The sequence below is a fragment of the Riemerella anatipestifer ATCC 11845 = DSM 15868 genome (genome assembly GCF_000252855.1).
In the GTDB taxonomy this organism is placed as follows: Bacteria; Bacteroidota; Bacteroidia; order Flavobacteriales; family Weeksellaceae; genus Riemerella; species Riemerella anatipestifera.
This window is the reverse complement of sequence record NC_017045.1, coordinates 108,171-121,943: the sequence shown is the minus strand read 5'-3', so window position 1 is coordinate 121,943 and position 13,773 is coordinate 108,171. Positions and strand designations below refer to the sequence as shown.

The 13,773-nt window shown below is 36.2% G+C and carries 19 protein-coding genes; 12 read left to right on the top strand and 7 right to left on the bottom strand.

Annotated features, from left to right (window positions below; translation table 11 throughout):
- Nucleotides 1–127 precede the first annotated feature (127 nt).
- Complete coding sequence (locus tag RA0C_RS00710; RefSeq protein WP_013447242.1) at nucleotides 128–358, bottom strand: hypothetical protein; 231 nt, start codon at nucleotides 356–358, stop codon at nucleotides 128–130.
- A gap of 12 nt (nucleotides 359–370) precedes the next feature.
- Nucleotides 371–637: a hypothetical protein gene (locus tag RA0C_RS00705; RefSeq protein ID WP_004917868.1), complete on the bottom strand. Its 267-nt coding sequence runs from the start codon at nucleotides 635–637 to the stop codon at nucleotides 371–373.
- 132 nt (nucleotides 638–769) lie between these two features.
- Between RA0C_RS00705 and RA0C_RS00700 the strand changes: the two genes are divergently transcribed.
- The 10 genes from RA0C_RS00700 to RA0C_RS00655 all read left to right on the top strand — a co-directional run bounded on the left by RA0C_RS00700 (nucleotide 770) and on the right by RA0C_RS00655 (nucleotide 5,657).
- On the top strand, nucleotides 770–1,426 hold the full coding sequence (locus tag RA0C_RS00700) for a hypothetical protein (RefSeq protein ID WP_013447241.1): 657 nt from the start codon (nucleotides 770–772) through the stop codon (nucleotides 1,424–1,426).
- Nucleotides 1,427–1,429: 3 nt separating this feature from the next.
- Complete coding sequence (locus tag RA0C_RS00695; RefSeq protein ID WP_013447240.1) at nucleotides 1,430–1,795, top strand: hypothetical protein; 366 nt, start codon at nucleotides 1,430–1,432, stop codon at nucleotides 1,793–1,795.
- A 20-nt stretch (nucleotides 1,796–1,815) separates the two neighbouring features.
- A complete protein-coding gene (locus tag RA0C_RS00690) occupies nucleotides 1,816–2,898 on the top strand; it encodes a major capsid protein (protein WP_013447239.1) in 1,083 nt (360 codons plus the stop codon).
- On the top strand, nucleotides 2,898–3,221 hold the full coding sequence (locus RA0C_RS00685) for a DUF6706 family protein (RefSeq protein WP_013447238.1): 324 nt from the start codon (nucleotides 2,898–2,900) through the stop codon (nucleotides 3,219–3,221). The genes RA0C_RS00690 and RA0C_RS00685 overlap by 1 nt, the downstream gene beginning before the upstream one ends.
- The gene (locus tag RA0C_RS00680; protein ID WP_013447237.1) at nucleotides 3,215–3,538 is read left to right on the top strand and encodes a hypothetical protein; all 324 of its coding nucleotides are present in this window, start codon (nucleotides 3,215–3,217) and stop codon (nucleotides 3,536–3,538) included. The genes RA0C_RS00685 and RA0C_RS00680 overlap by 7 nt, the downstream gene beginning before the upstream one ends.
- On the top strand, nucleotides 3,529–3,972 hold the full coding sequence (locus RA0C_RS00675) for a hypothetical protein (RefSeq protein WP_013447236.1): 444 nt from the start codon (nucleotides 3,529–3,531) through the stop codon (nucleotides 3,970–3,972). The genes RA0C_RS00680 and RA0C_RS00675 overlap by 10 nt, the downstream gene beginning before the upstream one ends.
- Nucleotides 3,969–4,379 carry a hypothetical protein gene (locus RA0C_RS00670; RefSeq protein ID WP_004917854.1) on the top strand — a complete coding sequence of 137 codons (411 nt, stop codon included), beginning with the start codon at nucleotides 3,969–3,971 and terminating at the stop codon, nucleotides 4,377–4,379. Before RA0C_RS00675 ends, RA0C_RS00670 begins: the two co-directional genes overlap by 4 nt.
- Before the next feature lie 27 nt (nucleotides 4,380–4,406).
- Nucleotides 4,407–4,913: a hypothetical protein gene (locus RA0C_RS00665; protein ID WP_004917852.1), complete on the top strand. Its 507-nt coding sequence runs from the start codon at nucleotides 4,407–4,409 to the stop codon at nucleotides 4,911–4,913.
- Nucleotides 4,914–4,992: 79 nt separating this feature from the next.
- Complete coding sequence (locus RA0C_RS00660; protein WP_004917850.1) at nucleotides 4,993–5,454, top strand: hypothetical protein; 462 nt, start codon at nucleotides 4,993–4,995, stop codon at nucleotides 5,452–5,454.
- 17 nt (nucleotides 5,455–5,471) lie between these two features.
- Nucleotides 5,472–5,657: a hypothetical protein gene (locus RA0C_RS00655; RefSeq protein WP_004917849.1), complete on the top strand. Its 186-nt coding sequence runs from the start codon at nucleotides 5,472–5,474 to the stop codon at nucleotides 5,655–5,657.
- Nucleotides 5,658–5,827: 170 nt separating this feature from the next.
- Here the strand turns inward: RA0C_RS00655 and RA0C_RS00650 are convergent, their stop codons facing one another.
- Both RA0C_RS00650 and RA0C_RS00645 read right to left on the bottom strand, forming a co-directional pair.
- Entirely contained in the window at nucleotides 5,828–6,541 is a 714-nt protein-coding gene (locus RA0C_RS00650; RefSeq protein ID WP_013447235.1) for a phage antirepressor KilAC domain-containing protein, read from the bottom strand.
- A 2-nt stretch (nucleotides 6,542–6,543) separates the two neighbouring features.
- Nucleotides 6,544–6,864 carry a hypothetical protein gene (locus tag RA0C_RS00645; RefSeq protein WP_013447234.1) on the bottom strand — a complete coding sequence of 107 codons (321 nt, stop codon included), beginning with the start codon at nucleotides 6,862–6,864 and terminating at the stop codon, nucleotides 6,544–6,546.
- Between the two features lie 238 nt (nucleotides 6,865–7,102).
- On the opposite strand from RA0C_RS00645, the gene RA0C_RS00640 reads away from it, so the two are divergent.
- On the top strand, nucleotides 7,103–7,978 hold the full coding sequence (locus tag RA0C_RS00640) for an Abi family protein (RefSeq protein ID WP_013447233.1): 876 nt from the start codon (nucleotides 7,103–7,105) through the stop codon (nucleotides 7,976–7,978).
- 324 nt (nucleotides 7,979–8,302) lie between these two features.
- Here the strand turns inward: RA0C_RS00640 and RA0C_RS00635 are convergent, their stop codons facing one another.
- On the bottom strand, nucleotides 8,303–8,704 hold the full coding sequence (locus RA0C_RS00635; protein ID WP_013447232.1) for a hypothetical protein: 402 nt from the start codon (nucleotides 8,702–8,704) through the stop codon (nucleotides 8,303–8,305).
- Between the two features lie 185 nt (nucleotides 8,705–8,889).
- Here RA0C_RS00635 and RA0C_RS00630 point away from each other — a divergent pair, with 185 nt between their 5' ends.
- Nucleotides 8,890–13,071 (top strand): tape measure protein, encoded by a 4,182-nt coding sequence (locus RA0C_RS00630; protein ID WP_013447231.1) that lies wholly within the window; start codon nucleotides 8,890–8,892, stop codon nucleotides 13,069–13,071.
- Nucleotides 13,072–13,073: 2 nt separating this feature from the next.
- Here the strand turns inward: RA0C_RS00630 and RA0C_RS00625 are convergent, their stop codons facing one another.
- Both RA0C_RS00625 and RA0C_RS00620 read right to left on the bottom strand, forming a co-directional pair.
- A complete protein-coding gene (locus RA0C_RS00625) occupies nucleotides 13,074–13,436 on the bottom strand; it encodes a helix-turn-helix domain-containing protein (protein ID WP_004917838.1) in 363 nt (120 codons plus the stop codon).
- Nucleotides 13,433–13,726, bottom strand: a complete 294-nt coding sequence (locus RA0C_RS00620; protein ID WP_004917835.1) for a type II toxin-antitoxin system HigB family toxin — start codon at nucleotides 13,724–13,726, stop codon at nucleotides 13,433–13,435. Before RA0C_RS00620 ends, RA0C_RS00625 begins: the two co-directional genes overlap by 4 nt.
- Between the last annotated feature and the right edge of the window lie 47 nt (nucleotides 13,727–13,773).

Genomic DNA, 13,773 nt, shown 5'->3' with positions numbered 1-13,773 from the left:
ATTTTTGGTTAAAGTTAAACAAGCGAGGTGCGAACTCGCATAACTGACTTTCAGTTACCCTACAAATTTACGATAATTTATTTAATCGTACAAATAAAAAGCCCCCTATTTAAGGGCTTTTTTAATATTATCCAAGAATTTTTTTAAACCACCTTTCGGCTTCCGCTTTATTTTTAGGAATAGGAATATCCACTTTTAAATCCTTTGTTTTACTTTCATTGGTGGTCATTACTTCTCCTTGTAAATTCACGCAGTAATCGTGTCCGTCTCTGGAAAGCTCGTATAAATTATGGCTTCCGTAATTAGTAAAAGTAAATCCTTTTTGCATCAGAAATTCTGAAAAATTAAATGTACTCATAGTTATTGGTTATTAGTTTTTAATCCATTTTAACACCTCTTCCGTTATAAATATGGGTCTTTTGCGTTGTCTTAAAGAATCATAGCCTCCCCTTATTATTTCTTCAGGAAGTATCTTGCCCTTTAAAAGTTTATAAACTTTCCGATTGTCCACCCCCATAGTCTTGGCAAAATCATCAATAGACATTGTGATACTCCTTGCCTTTTCTATAAGATAAGCACTCTCCATCATTTCAAAGGTGGTCATATCGGCTATTCTCTTGTGTAAAATCTCGTTCATATTTTAAAACACGCTTTTAAAATCAGAAATTTAATTTTAAACGCTATTTGTTTGGTTTTCCTATTGTAAGGAGTTATTACTTAAAGTAGTTTTGTAACACAAAGATACTAAAAAACTAATAACCATTTATCTATGAACAAAAAAATTCTTGAATTACTTAAAACTAAATATAAAGATTTAGGGTTAAGTGAAAGCATTTTGAAAGTTACAGCCGACAGATTGGCAAGAACGGTCAAAGAAGAAGCAGAAGAAGCGGAAATCACCCAAGCGATTGAAAGCGTGGAAAGTGAATTGCGTATTTATCAATCCTTTGAGGACAGGAACAGAACTCTTTTAAAAGAGGTTAAGGATTTGAAAGAGAAGTTAGAGAAGAACGAGCCTAATCCAACTCCAAACCCTAACCCTGAACCGAAACCAAATGAGGGAAATCCTGAGCCAAATCCAATGTTGGAATTACTGAAAGAATTAAAAGGGGAAATCACCGCTTTAAAATCCGAAAAAATCCAACAATCCAATAAGGAAAAGCTAACTGCTAAACTTCAAGAGTTAGGTGTAAATGAGAACTTCTACAAGTTGCATATTGACGGAAAAACCTTTGAGAATGATGAGCAAATCAACGAGTTTGCAAACCAACTAAAAGAAAGTCAAGATGCGTTTGCACAGTCTATCAACAATGATTTACTGAAAAACCAAAGCAACCCATTGTTTGGAAATAGACCAGTAGAGGGACAAGTCTCTGCCGATGTTCAGGATTATATTAAAACAAAGTTTAATCAAAATCAGAACTAAGAAATGAAAAAAGTTAAAAAGACCGACGGCGTTGGTCGTCAAATAGTTGTGTTTGACCAAGTCGATGCAACATATCCGGGGGGCGTTCATATCGACGCAGAAAAAGCAAAAGAGAGATTTGCAGATGGTGTTGTTCCCGCAGGAACGCTTTTAATTCCTGATACAGAAGGTATGTTCAAGCCTTTGAACTTATCCGCTGTCAATGTTGTAGGAGCAATCGGGCTAACCGCTCACGATGTGGTCATTGATGATATGCCTTTAGTAGCTGTTGTTATGGCTGGAACTGCAAGGAAAGATGCTTTACCTGACAAAGAGAAAGCAGCTGTAGAATTTATCAAAACGGTTCTTCCAAGAATTTCATTCGTTTAACCTTTAAAAAAAACTAAACTATGATAAACGCAAATAATATTATTCCTGAATTTAGTCAGGCAAATTTGGAAGCTGTTTTGAATGCTTACCCTTTGGGCGAGTTTCAATACAGAACCTTATTCCCGTTAGAGTTTAACCCAACCTTGAACTTTGCAAGTATAGAGGGGACAATGGGGGCTAAAATAATGGCTGATATTGTAGCTATCGGCTCAAAAGCCTCAAGAAAAGGGCGTGATTTTGTAGAATCAATCAAAGGAGAAATTCCAAAGATTGAAATTGCAAGGGATAAAGATGAGAGGGATTTACTTAGAATACAACAACTAAGAAACTCTGTTGCTCTTTACCCTCAAAATCAAGCGATAAAAAACCAACTCATCGACAAAATTTATGAAGATGTAACCTTTGTGGCGGACGGGGTGAACGCTCGTTTGGAATGGGTAGCTAAACAGTTAATTTCTAACGGAAAGTTCAAAACTACCGTTGCGAATAACGCTGGGGGCGTGGCAAATGTGGAGATTGATTTTAAAATCAAAACTCAAAATGCTAAGAAAAATTGGTTTACCGCGGCAGATGCTGACCCTATTAAAGAAATTACAGATTTGCAAAGCGAGGCACGAGGCAAAGGGTATAGATATACTACTATCACACTTGAAAGAGATGTGTTAGATGTATTACTTGCTAATCCTTTGGTTCGTCAGTTTGTACACGGTATTCCTGTAAATTCTTCTACGGTATTGCCAAATATTACGGTAGAACAGTTAAATGCCCAACTGCAAGGAAAAGGGTTGCCTACATTCAGATTGGTAGAATCGTTTGTCGCTCACGAAAACAAAGCAGGGCAAGTAGAAGCCACTAATGGTTGGGAAGCTGGAAATATTTTGTTTTCTGTGTCTCCAATCTTAGGAACTACACAATATACAACTACTACGGAGTTTAATATGAACTTCCCTGATGTAATGAGTAAGGCGGTCAAGGACGATTTTATCCTTGTGAAAACATTTGGGCATCAAGACCCGATTAGTATTTCAACTAAAGGAACTGCGTTTGCCGTGCCTGTGTTGAACAACACAAGACAAAATTTAATCTTAAAGACGAAATTCTAATGACTATCGGGGAGTATATCAAAGAGAAACTAAATTTATGGTCAGTATCTTACTCTGACACCTTAATTAGTGCAGAATTATCAAAGTTAGGCTTGCAAATGGAAAGCGAGTATAACAATGAAACAGCCTCTAAATTAGATTTGTTTTTCTACAATTTGCTCCCTGAAATGTTATTACTCCCAAACAGCGTTAGTGAGGGCGGATACTCTATATCTTTTGATAAAAAAGCAGTAGAGGGCTATTATCAAATGCTATGTGAGAAACTGGGAAAGCCTAATCTTTTGCCTAAACCAACAATTAAAGACATTTCTAACCAATGGTAAAGCAGTATCCTTACATCTTGAAACTTTTTCAAGAAGCAGAAGCGACTTTTAACCAAGCTACGGCAGAATGGGAAGGTGGAGAAGCGAAGTGGGTTACTATCAGCTATTGTAGAGATGAAATTAACGGTGGCGGTAGTAAGATTACCAAAACAGACGGAGAGGCTTATGTTTATTCAGCGGTGGTTTACGCTCCAAAACATTGTCCAAGCATCAACACGGGGGCTAAAATCCAAGTGTGGAACGGAAATGTTTTAAGGCTGGAGGCTACGGTACAGCGATTTGCTAAAGAACAATTACACACAAGAATATGGGTTTAGTTCCAAAGTTTTCTATGAATGATATAAATGCTATTCTAAAACAAGCAGAGGAAGACTATACCCAAAAGTTAATAAGGGTTTTAAAATTTGTGGGCGAAAAGTGTGTTAATGAAGCTAAGGCTAACGGGACATACCAAGACCAAACAGCCAACCTTAGAAATTCTATCGGGTATATAATTGTAGTAGACGGAAGGGTAATTGAGGAAAATTTTAGCATTTCAGCTAACGGAAGCGTGCCAAGCAAAGAAAACCCATTGAAATACGGCAGAGAGTTAGCCTACCAAGTAGCACCAAAATTTAGAGGTATCGCTCTAATTGTGGTTGCAGGAATGAAATATGCCAGCTATGTAGAAAGCAAAGGGCGTGTAGTGCTTACAAGTGCGGAACAGTTAGCGAAAATACAAGTGCCAATATTACTAAAACAGTTGCAATGAAAAGAACGGTATTAGACGGAAAACAATGGATTTTAGACTTGCTACTTCGGGCAAAAGTAAATGAGTTCATCAATGGGCAAATTTACAAAGACAATCGCCCAGTAAACAGCAACAAGGAGGATATTGTGATTAACTCGCTAACGATGACGAACCAAATGCTACAAAATGGCGTTTTCAATATCAACTGCTATGTGCCTAAAAAGTCTGTAACGGTAGGTGGTATCACGCAACTGCATAAGGACAACAAGCGTCTAAAGGAAATAGCGGATAAGGTCTATGCCATTTTAAACGATGTTTGGGAAAACGATTATAACCTTGATGTAGAAACACATCAGGACTTTGAAGAACAAAACGAAAATTATTACAATTTCAGGGTACAGCTTAATGCCTACCCTACTTTTAACTAAAAAAATAACCATTAAAACTAAATTATTATGTCAAATAAAGTAAACATTGGACTTGCCAGTATTAAAATTGGCGAAATTGCATCAGATGGAGGAATGGGAACTTCTCTTGAACAGATAGGTGTAACCAATCAAGGCTCCTGCAAAATCAACTTTGAAGATGCCGAGAAGAAAGAGTTTTTCGTAGAGGAATACGACGACCCTTTTCACGTAGAATACACGCAAGGTAAAATAAATATCCAATATCAAATTGCCAATCCCGATATTGATACCATTGTGAAAGTATTTGGAGGCTCTAAGTCTGGGTCGGGTCCATCAGAAGTGTACAAAGCACCTAATCAATCTGTAACCATTGAGCGTTCTATGGAAATCACTCCCAAAAAAGGATTAGGGTTTAAGTTTCCAAGAGTGTCTATTACGGCAAAATTTACCCCAGATATTGGAAAAGAAAACTTGTTAATGTTAGATATTACGGCTTCCGTTCTAAGACCAACGAAAGACGGAGAACCAAGATTCTCTATGTTTAAAGTTGCATAACTTCTATTTTTCTATTTTTTAATTGTTGAAATACCTATCTGCATTTGTGGGTAGGTATTTTTTCTAAAAGCAAAACACAATGACAACAACAGAACAAATACAAGCAGAAAAAAAGGAACTCGACCTACTCACGGGAAAAGGGTTTGAAATAGAGGTAACTTCCTTTTTTGGAAAAAAAAGAAAATTCCAAGCCAAAAAAATGGCTTTGGGGCGTATGCTTAGGCTATCTAAGATATTTATCACTATGGAGCTTAACGATGAGGCGTTAAACTCAAAAGATTTTCAAGAACAACTGTCCGCTCAATACCAAGCAGTATTACAAAACGCTCGTAAAGTAGCCAAAGTGATAGCGGTTTGCGTTACGGATAACAAACTTCTTTCGTGGTGGATACAACGACAAGTATTAAAATCTTATACCTCAAAAGAAATACTGAATTTCGCCCAAACATTACTAAAAGAGGCTGATTACGCAAATTTTATACTCTCTATCGCATTGTTAAACGGAAATCGCCCAACCAAAGCGAATCCGATAGAGAAATAAAATCTATATACGGTGTTATGGGGCAAATATGCCACCATTTCGGCTGGACTTTAGATTATTTGCTTTGGGAAGTAGATTGGCGTATCGTACAGCGAATGCTTATAGATGCTCCTAACTACGACGATGATAAGAAAGAGAAAGAAATTGACCTTACCGAACAAACGCCAGAAGATTTAGAAAAAATGTTAGAGAAGTATCGGTAAACAAAAAAAGGCTTTAAGTTTGTTGCGAAACTTAAAGCCAAATCTGTTATTCTGAAACAAAGGGAACTTAGTCCCCCTTACTTACAAAAGCAAATTTAGTAATATTTTTTAATGTTCTACTTTGTGAATTGCTAAAAAAAGAAAACACCCATTAAGGGTGCTTTTCTATATCAGGCACTTTGTAAGCGTTTAGATAAAGCCTCGTGTATAAATAAACGCCCTTTTTCAGTCCATACCGTCTGCATACTGGTTTGGGTTGCTCCTTTAGTATCGGTATAGGTATGCGTTTTAGTTTTCGTATAGCCTTTATTTTGATATTTGTGGTAGAGTAGCCAAGTGCCACCTTGCCGATACTGAACTTTTAAATCTTGTAACTTTTTGTTAAGCGTAATGGCACTCATACCTAACTCTTTTGCTATTTGATTGGTATTATAAGTGCTTTCGCTTTGCAATACTTCTTCATAATAAGCCACTTTCGGGGCTTGTTTTTTGAGTTCTGCCTGTTGCAGTTCTAAACGCTCTGCTTGTTGGGCGGCTAATTTCAATGCTTCTGCAAAGGTCTGTGGTAAAGCGTAAGCCCCTGTGCGGAGTTTCTTCTCGCACTCTATGAAGTAACGCCTTGCTTGTTTGCCTTTCTCACTTCTTTGCAACATCGATATTTCTTTGGCTGTGTCAAGGGTTAGGGCGTAGTCTTTAAGTGTCTGATTTGCAAGGGTGTTAAAAAATTCACACCCTTGATAATCAATATTTTCCACAAATCCATATTGACACATTCTCTCAAACCAACTACTAAAACGCTCTGTTATCTCTAAAAAAGAGTGTAACTCTCTCGCCGACACGGCTTGCTGTCCGTTCTGTTCTGTGATTTTGATTAACGCTTTCATAGTTAGGCAGATTTAGTGTTAAGCAAAATATCATCTGTCAACAATTCTACATCTTCAAAAAAATCTTTAGGTAATCGGTTGTGCATCGCCCAAAGCAAAGAGGCTAAGTTGGCTACTCTTTGTTCAGCATTTTGGTAATACCCTTTGCGAATTTCGCCTGTAAGCATATCCATTTGCTCTGTAACTAGGTAAAATAGATTGTCTTGGTCTACACCAAAACAAGAGTTAAACTCAGATAGGCGTTTCGCTCTATCAATGGTTTCTTGGTTTTGCACCTCGCTACTATTGTTTGCGGTTGGTGCGGTTGTCTCTTGGATTAACATAATTGTATAAAATTAAAAAATCGTCAGAGTGGGTGCTGTTAATCCAAGCGCTTACGCAATTAGTGTATAGTATTACTACTACACGACACCTTCTGACGATTTAGTTTATAATATCGTTAAATATCTTACCACTTTAAACAAGTGTGGCACTTGGATTAACACTGCAAATATACGACTATTTTTTTACTGTGCAAATTTTTTAGTTATTTTTGTGCATAGAATGAAAAACTTAATAATAATGGGAAGCATAGCAACGTCAATAGATGAACAAATAGATAAATTAGAAAAAAGGGGAATGATTTTTGACATAGACAAGGATAAGGTTAAAGAAATCTTGTTGGATATAGGTTATTATCGTTTGGGATTTTACTGGCACCCTTTTGAAACTAATACAAAAACTCATAAACTTAGAGAGAATATTAAGTTTTCCACAATTTTAAATCTTTATTATTTAGATGTAGACTTAAGGCATCTGCTTATAAAATATATCAATAGAATTGAAATCAACTTCAGAACGAAACTTGTTTACTACTGTTCAAATAAGTATAAATCAACACCCACTTGGTTTATTCACCCAAAGGTAATTTCAAAAGATTTTATTGAAAAATTTGATTATTTCTACAATGATGATTTTATAGCTAAAAATAAAGTAATAGCGAAACATCATAAAAATAATCTCAATGATAAATATGCTCCAGCTTGGAAAACATTAGAATATTTTACTTTTGGAACAAATTTAAAAATATACAAGTCTCTCCTAAATAATGATATAAAGGAGAGAATTTCAAAATTATACAAAGTAAATAATTTTGATAAGTTTACTAAACTTATTGATACCATTGTGTTTGTTAGAAATTATTGTGCACACGGTGGAGTTATGTTTGATTTACGATATGCATATGGCATTCCAAAATTGCCATTTTATGAATTTAATGATAGCGACAGACATTGTTTAGATTCTTGTATAAAGATTATTATATTTATTTTGGAACAAATTTCTGAAAATAGGTCAAAGCAACTTTCAGAAGAATTGGATAAATTATTTGATGAGTATCGTAATAAAGATACCGATGTATATGATATTATTCAGAACAAAATTAAGTATAGGATTTGATTTTTAATAAAACTATCTTGTGTATATAAAATAATTTTGTAAATTTGCATTATCAAAAGTGTCCCACTATTCATTATTATTTAATGCTTTAGTGCTGCACTCAAAAAAAATAAGTATACCTCAGATTTATTCTGAGGTTTTTTTATTCTCAATAGATAGGCTTATTACATAAAAATATCATAACAACTAATAAAAAGCAATTTCTGCCTCACAAAAACACAAAACCCATTGATAAACAATGGGTTTATTTTTGAGGTTGCGAACTATCACAAAGATAGCAAATTTTGAAAGCAATTCACAACGTGGGTTTGTTTTTGAAGTTTACTACTTTACCAATTTGAATTCAATTTTATCCGATGGATTTTTAGGGTCAAATAGTTCTACTTGAGCACTATTTCCTTCCATACTTATAATCCTAATGTGGGTTGGGTCGTAGGCGTTGGATTTTGTTACAACTAAATCTTTACCATCATAAGTATATGTTCCTGAATCTTTAACACCTAAATAATTAGTGGTATACGTTCCGTCAGCGTTGAGGTTAATGTAGTATTTTAGAATACTCATACTTTTCCACACGCCATCAGATTTGTATTCGGAAAAACTCCAATTCCCGGTAACATTATAACGGTTAGAGGCTACCGTTGTACTATCATCATCTCTTGAGCAAGATGTAAAAGTTCCTAATGTTGCCAAGGACAAGGCAAAAAACAATAACGCTTTTTTCATAGTTTTAAATTTTAATTAGTTATATCGCAAAGATATAAAAAGTAAATTACACTAAAACACCTCCGCTTTGATTTTAAAAGCGTGTTTTAAAATCAAAAACTTAATTTTTCCGCATAACATACTGATTTTGCTATTTTAACCCTCCCCTACTTAAAGTAAATTTGTAAGTAAACTGATAACTTACAATGAATACCAATAACGGAGGATTATTTTTTGGAGCAGCAATAGATATGACCCAATGGCGTAAAGACCTAAGGGAGATACAAGCAGATATTTTAGGTCTTAATCAAAAAACGCAGGAACAAACTCGCCAAATGGATACTTCATTTAAAAATTTATCTATTGGTATTGCAGGCTATTTTTCTGGACAAGCATTAATTGGCTTTACTCGTGAACTAATAAATGTTAGGGGCGAGTTCCAAAAGACAGAGATTGCCTTTTCCACAATGCTCAAAAGCAAGGAAAAGGCTAATGAGTTAATGGGGCAAATGGTGGATTTAGCCGCCAAAACGCCTTTCGGTCTTAACGATGTTACAGAGGGGGCAAAAAGGTTATTAGCATTTCAAGTTCCTGCCGAACAGGTAACAGAAACCCTTACAAGAATGGGGAATATTGCCGCTGGTCTAGGAGTTCCTATGGGACAGCTTATTCACGTGTATGGGCAAGTAAAGGCACAAGGCAAAATGATGACCAACGACCTTTACCAATTTATGAATGCGGGCATCCCTATTCTTTCTGAGTTGGGTAAAGTATTAGGTAAAAGCGAGGCAGAGATTAAAGATATGGTTTCTGCAGGAAAAATAGGTTTTCCAGAGGTTCAAGCGGTAATAAAGAATATGACCGATGAGGGGGGATTATTCTTTAATCTAGTGGAGGAGCAATCCAAAACCTTATCTGGAAAAGTAGCTAATTTGGAAGACGCTTTTGACCAAATGCTGAATAAGATTGGCGAAGGTAGCGAGGGGCTTTTGAATAGCGGTATTGAAGGAGCAACCTATTTGGTGGAGCATTACGAAGATGTTATAGATGTTTTAACCATTTTAGTGGCGACTTATGGCTCGTATCGTGCGGCGTTAATTGTAACCTCTGTATTACAAAAAGCACAAATTGCCCAACAGGCTATATCAAATTGGCTATCGTTAGCCAAATCAATCAGAACGGCAAAAGATGCACAAGCCTTGTTTAATCTTACTACATCAGCTAACCCAATAGGTGCTATTATAGCTCTAATAGGTCTTTTAGCTACTACTTATGTAACCTATGGAGATGAAATAAAAAAACTAATCGGCATAACTAATGAATACGATGAGATAAATAAAGAGTTAAGCGAGACTTTATCCGAGATAGACCAAAAGGGTACTGAAGAAATTTCTACACTTGGGAAATTATATAAAGTTGCAACAGATGATAAAAAATCAAGGGAGGAAAGATTAGCTGCTACAAAAAGACTTCAAAATGAATATCCTTCTTATTTTGGAAACTTATCTGCTGAAATCATTATGGCAGGTAAAGCTGCTAATGCATACAATTCTCTTCGTGAGGCTATCATAGCATCTGCTAAAGCAAGGGCTATTCGTTCCAAAATAGAAGAAATAGAAAAAGAGAGATTAGAAGGGGAAGCAGAACTCATCAACAAGAAAGAAGAAATTCTAAAAAAATACAGAAAGGGTAAAAAAGAAGGTTGGAAAGATGAAACTGTAAACTATGGCAGAGATGAGTTTGGAAAAAGTAACATTGTAACATTCAGAGGAGAGGATAATAAAAAGGCTTTGGCTAGTCAATTCGTTGATGTAAATAAACGCCTAAAGGAGTATCAAAAAGAAACAGAAAAACAAACTCAAGTATTTGCAGATATGGCGGAAGAACAAGAAAGAATTTCTGCCAAATACAATGCTGATAGGCAAAAAAGAGAGGAAGAAGAAGCTAAAAAACAACAAACGAGTTTATCCAATACGGCAAACGAAACCAAGAAAAAAGCCAAAGCACACCAAAAAGCCTTAGCAGAGGTTTATTCTAAGAACTCAATAAAGGATTTAGAAGAGCGTATTTCCCTTTGGAATAATGCTTTAGAAAGAGCCACTAAAGACAAAGACGGAAATTATCAAGTTAAGGTAAGAGGGAAAGACAAGTATGGAAAAGAGTATGAAACAGGGCAGGTGGTTTCTAAGGATAAAGCACTAGAGGAACTCAAAGTCCTTAATGAAGCTAAAGCTAAAATTGAGGAAGAGTTTAGGATAAAATCCACAGAAGAAGAACTAGCAGAACTCAAAAGAAGAATCAATCTTAGGGATAAGTATTTACAAATAGGAATGAATAGACCCGAACTCATCAATGAGGATACGGTAAATAATCTATTTCCTGACCTAAAGGACAAATCTTATGTCCAAGTCTTAGAAGAAAAAAGAAAGGCTTATCTAGGGCTAATAGAAGCTCAAAAAGCGACAGAACAAACTACTATAGATTTAATCTTCATTGAAAATGAATTGAAAAACGCTAATGGTACAGAAACCTTTATGCAAGGCGTTAATGATAGAATTTCAGAACTTAAAGAAAAATATAAAGGGGCTGAGCTTATAGATAAACTTAAAAAAGCCAAAAGTTTACAACTAGGCGGAACAGAAGAAGATAATTTAGAGAGAAACAAAGCCTATGCTTCGGCTTTAAAGGAAGCCCAAAAGGACTACGATAAGTTTTACAGAGACCTTTTGGAGCAACAAAAAACATACGAAGAAAAAAGCCTTGAGTTACAAAAAGAATACACAGCCCTCAAAGCCACAGAAAGATACAAAAATGCCACTCCAGAAGAGCAGAAAAAGATAGACAAGCATTATAAGAAAGAGCAGTCCAAATTAGATATGGACGCTTTTAAAGAATCTGGCGATTGGGCGTTGGCTTTCTCTGATTTGGAGTATATGAGTCAAAGTACCATTGAAAGGGTTATCAAGAACTTTGAAGACTTTAAAAGAGCCAAAGAGCAGAACCTAGAGCCTACGGAGTTAAGGGAGCTTAACGACACCTTGAATAAGCTAAGAGCAAAGGCAGGAAATAATCCGTTTACAGGCATTATATCTGGAGTTAAAGGCTATGTACAAGCCAATAAAGATGCAAAAACCGCCCAAGACGAATATAATGCTACTGTTGATAAGTTCGGTAAAAATAGCCCTCAAGCCCAAGAGGCTTACAGGAAGATGACCGATGCCGAACAAGAAGCCATAAAAGCTAAGCAGTTGCTTAATGCACAGTTGCAAAAAGGACAGGATATATTCAACGCTACCATACAAGGAGTAACAGAATTAGCAGATGCTTTTGGCGGAATGGACGATGCTACAAAAGATGCTATCGAGGATATTACAGCGGTCGGTAATGCGGCTTTTGATTTAGCAAAAAGTATTTCGTCTGGAAATATCGCTGGAATGATAAGTGCGGGATTGAAGTTGATAGGTTCCATTTTTAAAGCTCTAAACGGCGATAAGAGAAGAGAAAGGGAGGTAAGGCGCCAAGAACAAGCCATAAGAAAGCTAAAAGACGCGTATGATGAGTTATCACACGCTCTTGATAAGGCTTTCGGATCTCAAAAGCAAAAGGGGCAGCGGGAGCTAATCCAAAACTTGAGGCAACAGCAGCAGGCGATACAAAACGCTAAGAATGCGGAAAGTCAGAAAAAGAAAAAAGACCAGGGAAAGATTGACGAGTACAACGCCCAGTATAAGGCGACAGAACGAGCGATTAAAGACCTTGAAGAAAGCATTATAAAGGATGTTCTTCAAACCGATATTCCCGAAATGGCTGCCAAAATTGGAGATGTGTTGGAGGATTCTTTTTTGCGGGGGAAGGATGGTTTGAAAGATTTGGATAAGGCGTTCAACAATATGTTGAGGGGGATAGCGAGGCATCAGTTGGATTTGTTTCTTCAAGATGAGATGAAGGGATTTTATGAAAAGGCAAGGAGTTACGCCGGGTTTGATGAAAAAGGCAATGGAAGTTTTGATGGGTTTCAGGATTGGGAGATAGAAAGCCTTAAAAGTATGTGGCAATCCATATCTGAGAATGGGCGGAAATTTTTGGAAGGGATGTCGAATGTTTATGAGGGATTCCAAGAACTTGAAGACCCGGACTCCTTGGCGGGAGCAATGAGGGGAATGAGTGAGGAAACCGCAGGGATACTCGCAGGGCAATTTAATGCAATCCGTATTCACGTTGCAGAAATACAGAAAAATCAAGGCTTTGGGTTAGACATTGCGAAATCTTCGCTACTTAACCTAATGAAAATAGAGGAAAACACCCGAAACCTTTATCAAATGAGAAAAGACCTCGCAGAAATGAACGCAAAAATAAAATCTAACGACACTAGAGGACTAGGATTATGATATTAAGAATGAGACAGTACAAAATCAGCAGGAATATCCAATACTTGGTAAACCGCTTTAGCAAAAGGAATATCTACCTTACGATTTCCCTTTATAATTTGGTTCACTTTGGAAAGGCTTATTCCAGAAACTTTTGCAAAATCGGTTTGAGACATCTTTTTCTCAAACAATCTAAGCTCTACCATTTCGGGAAGAGTTTTAGGTTGTGCAATGGGATAAAAAGCATCTTCGTACTCCTCCAAAGCAGAAGACAAAACACTAATACGGTTAAGTTCTGTAGAAGTCAGAAGTTCCTCTCCTTTTTTCATCAATTCGTCTACCTCTTGCAAGTAGCGTTGATAGTCTTTTTTAGTGTTTATTTTCATAACTTTTTAAAGTTTAGTTTGTCATATTCAGCGTGTGTACCCACAAATTTTACAAATACGGTTCTTGCTCCAAAAATAACCCTAGCAACAATACGACAATGGTTGCCCTTTATATTAAAGACAAATAGACCATTGCCTACACTGTCTACACTATTAAAAGACTGCTTCATTTCTGCGAAATTAGACCAATCAGCATCTTTTACAACGAGATACCAACGCCAAACCTCTATGCTATGGTCAGGTCGGTCATTTAGATACCTCTTTAGTGGGGCTTTTGAAATAATAACCATAAGACAAATGTACGAAATTATTTCATAAAATGAAATTTTATTTAAAA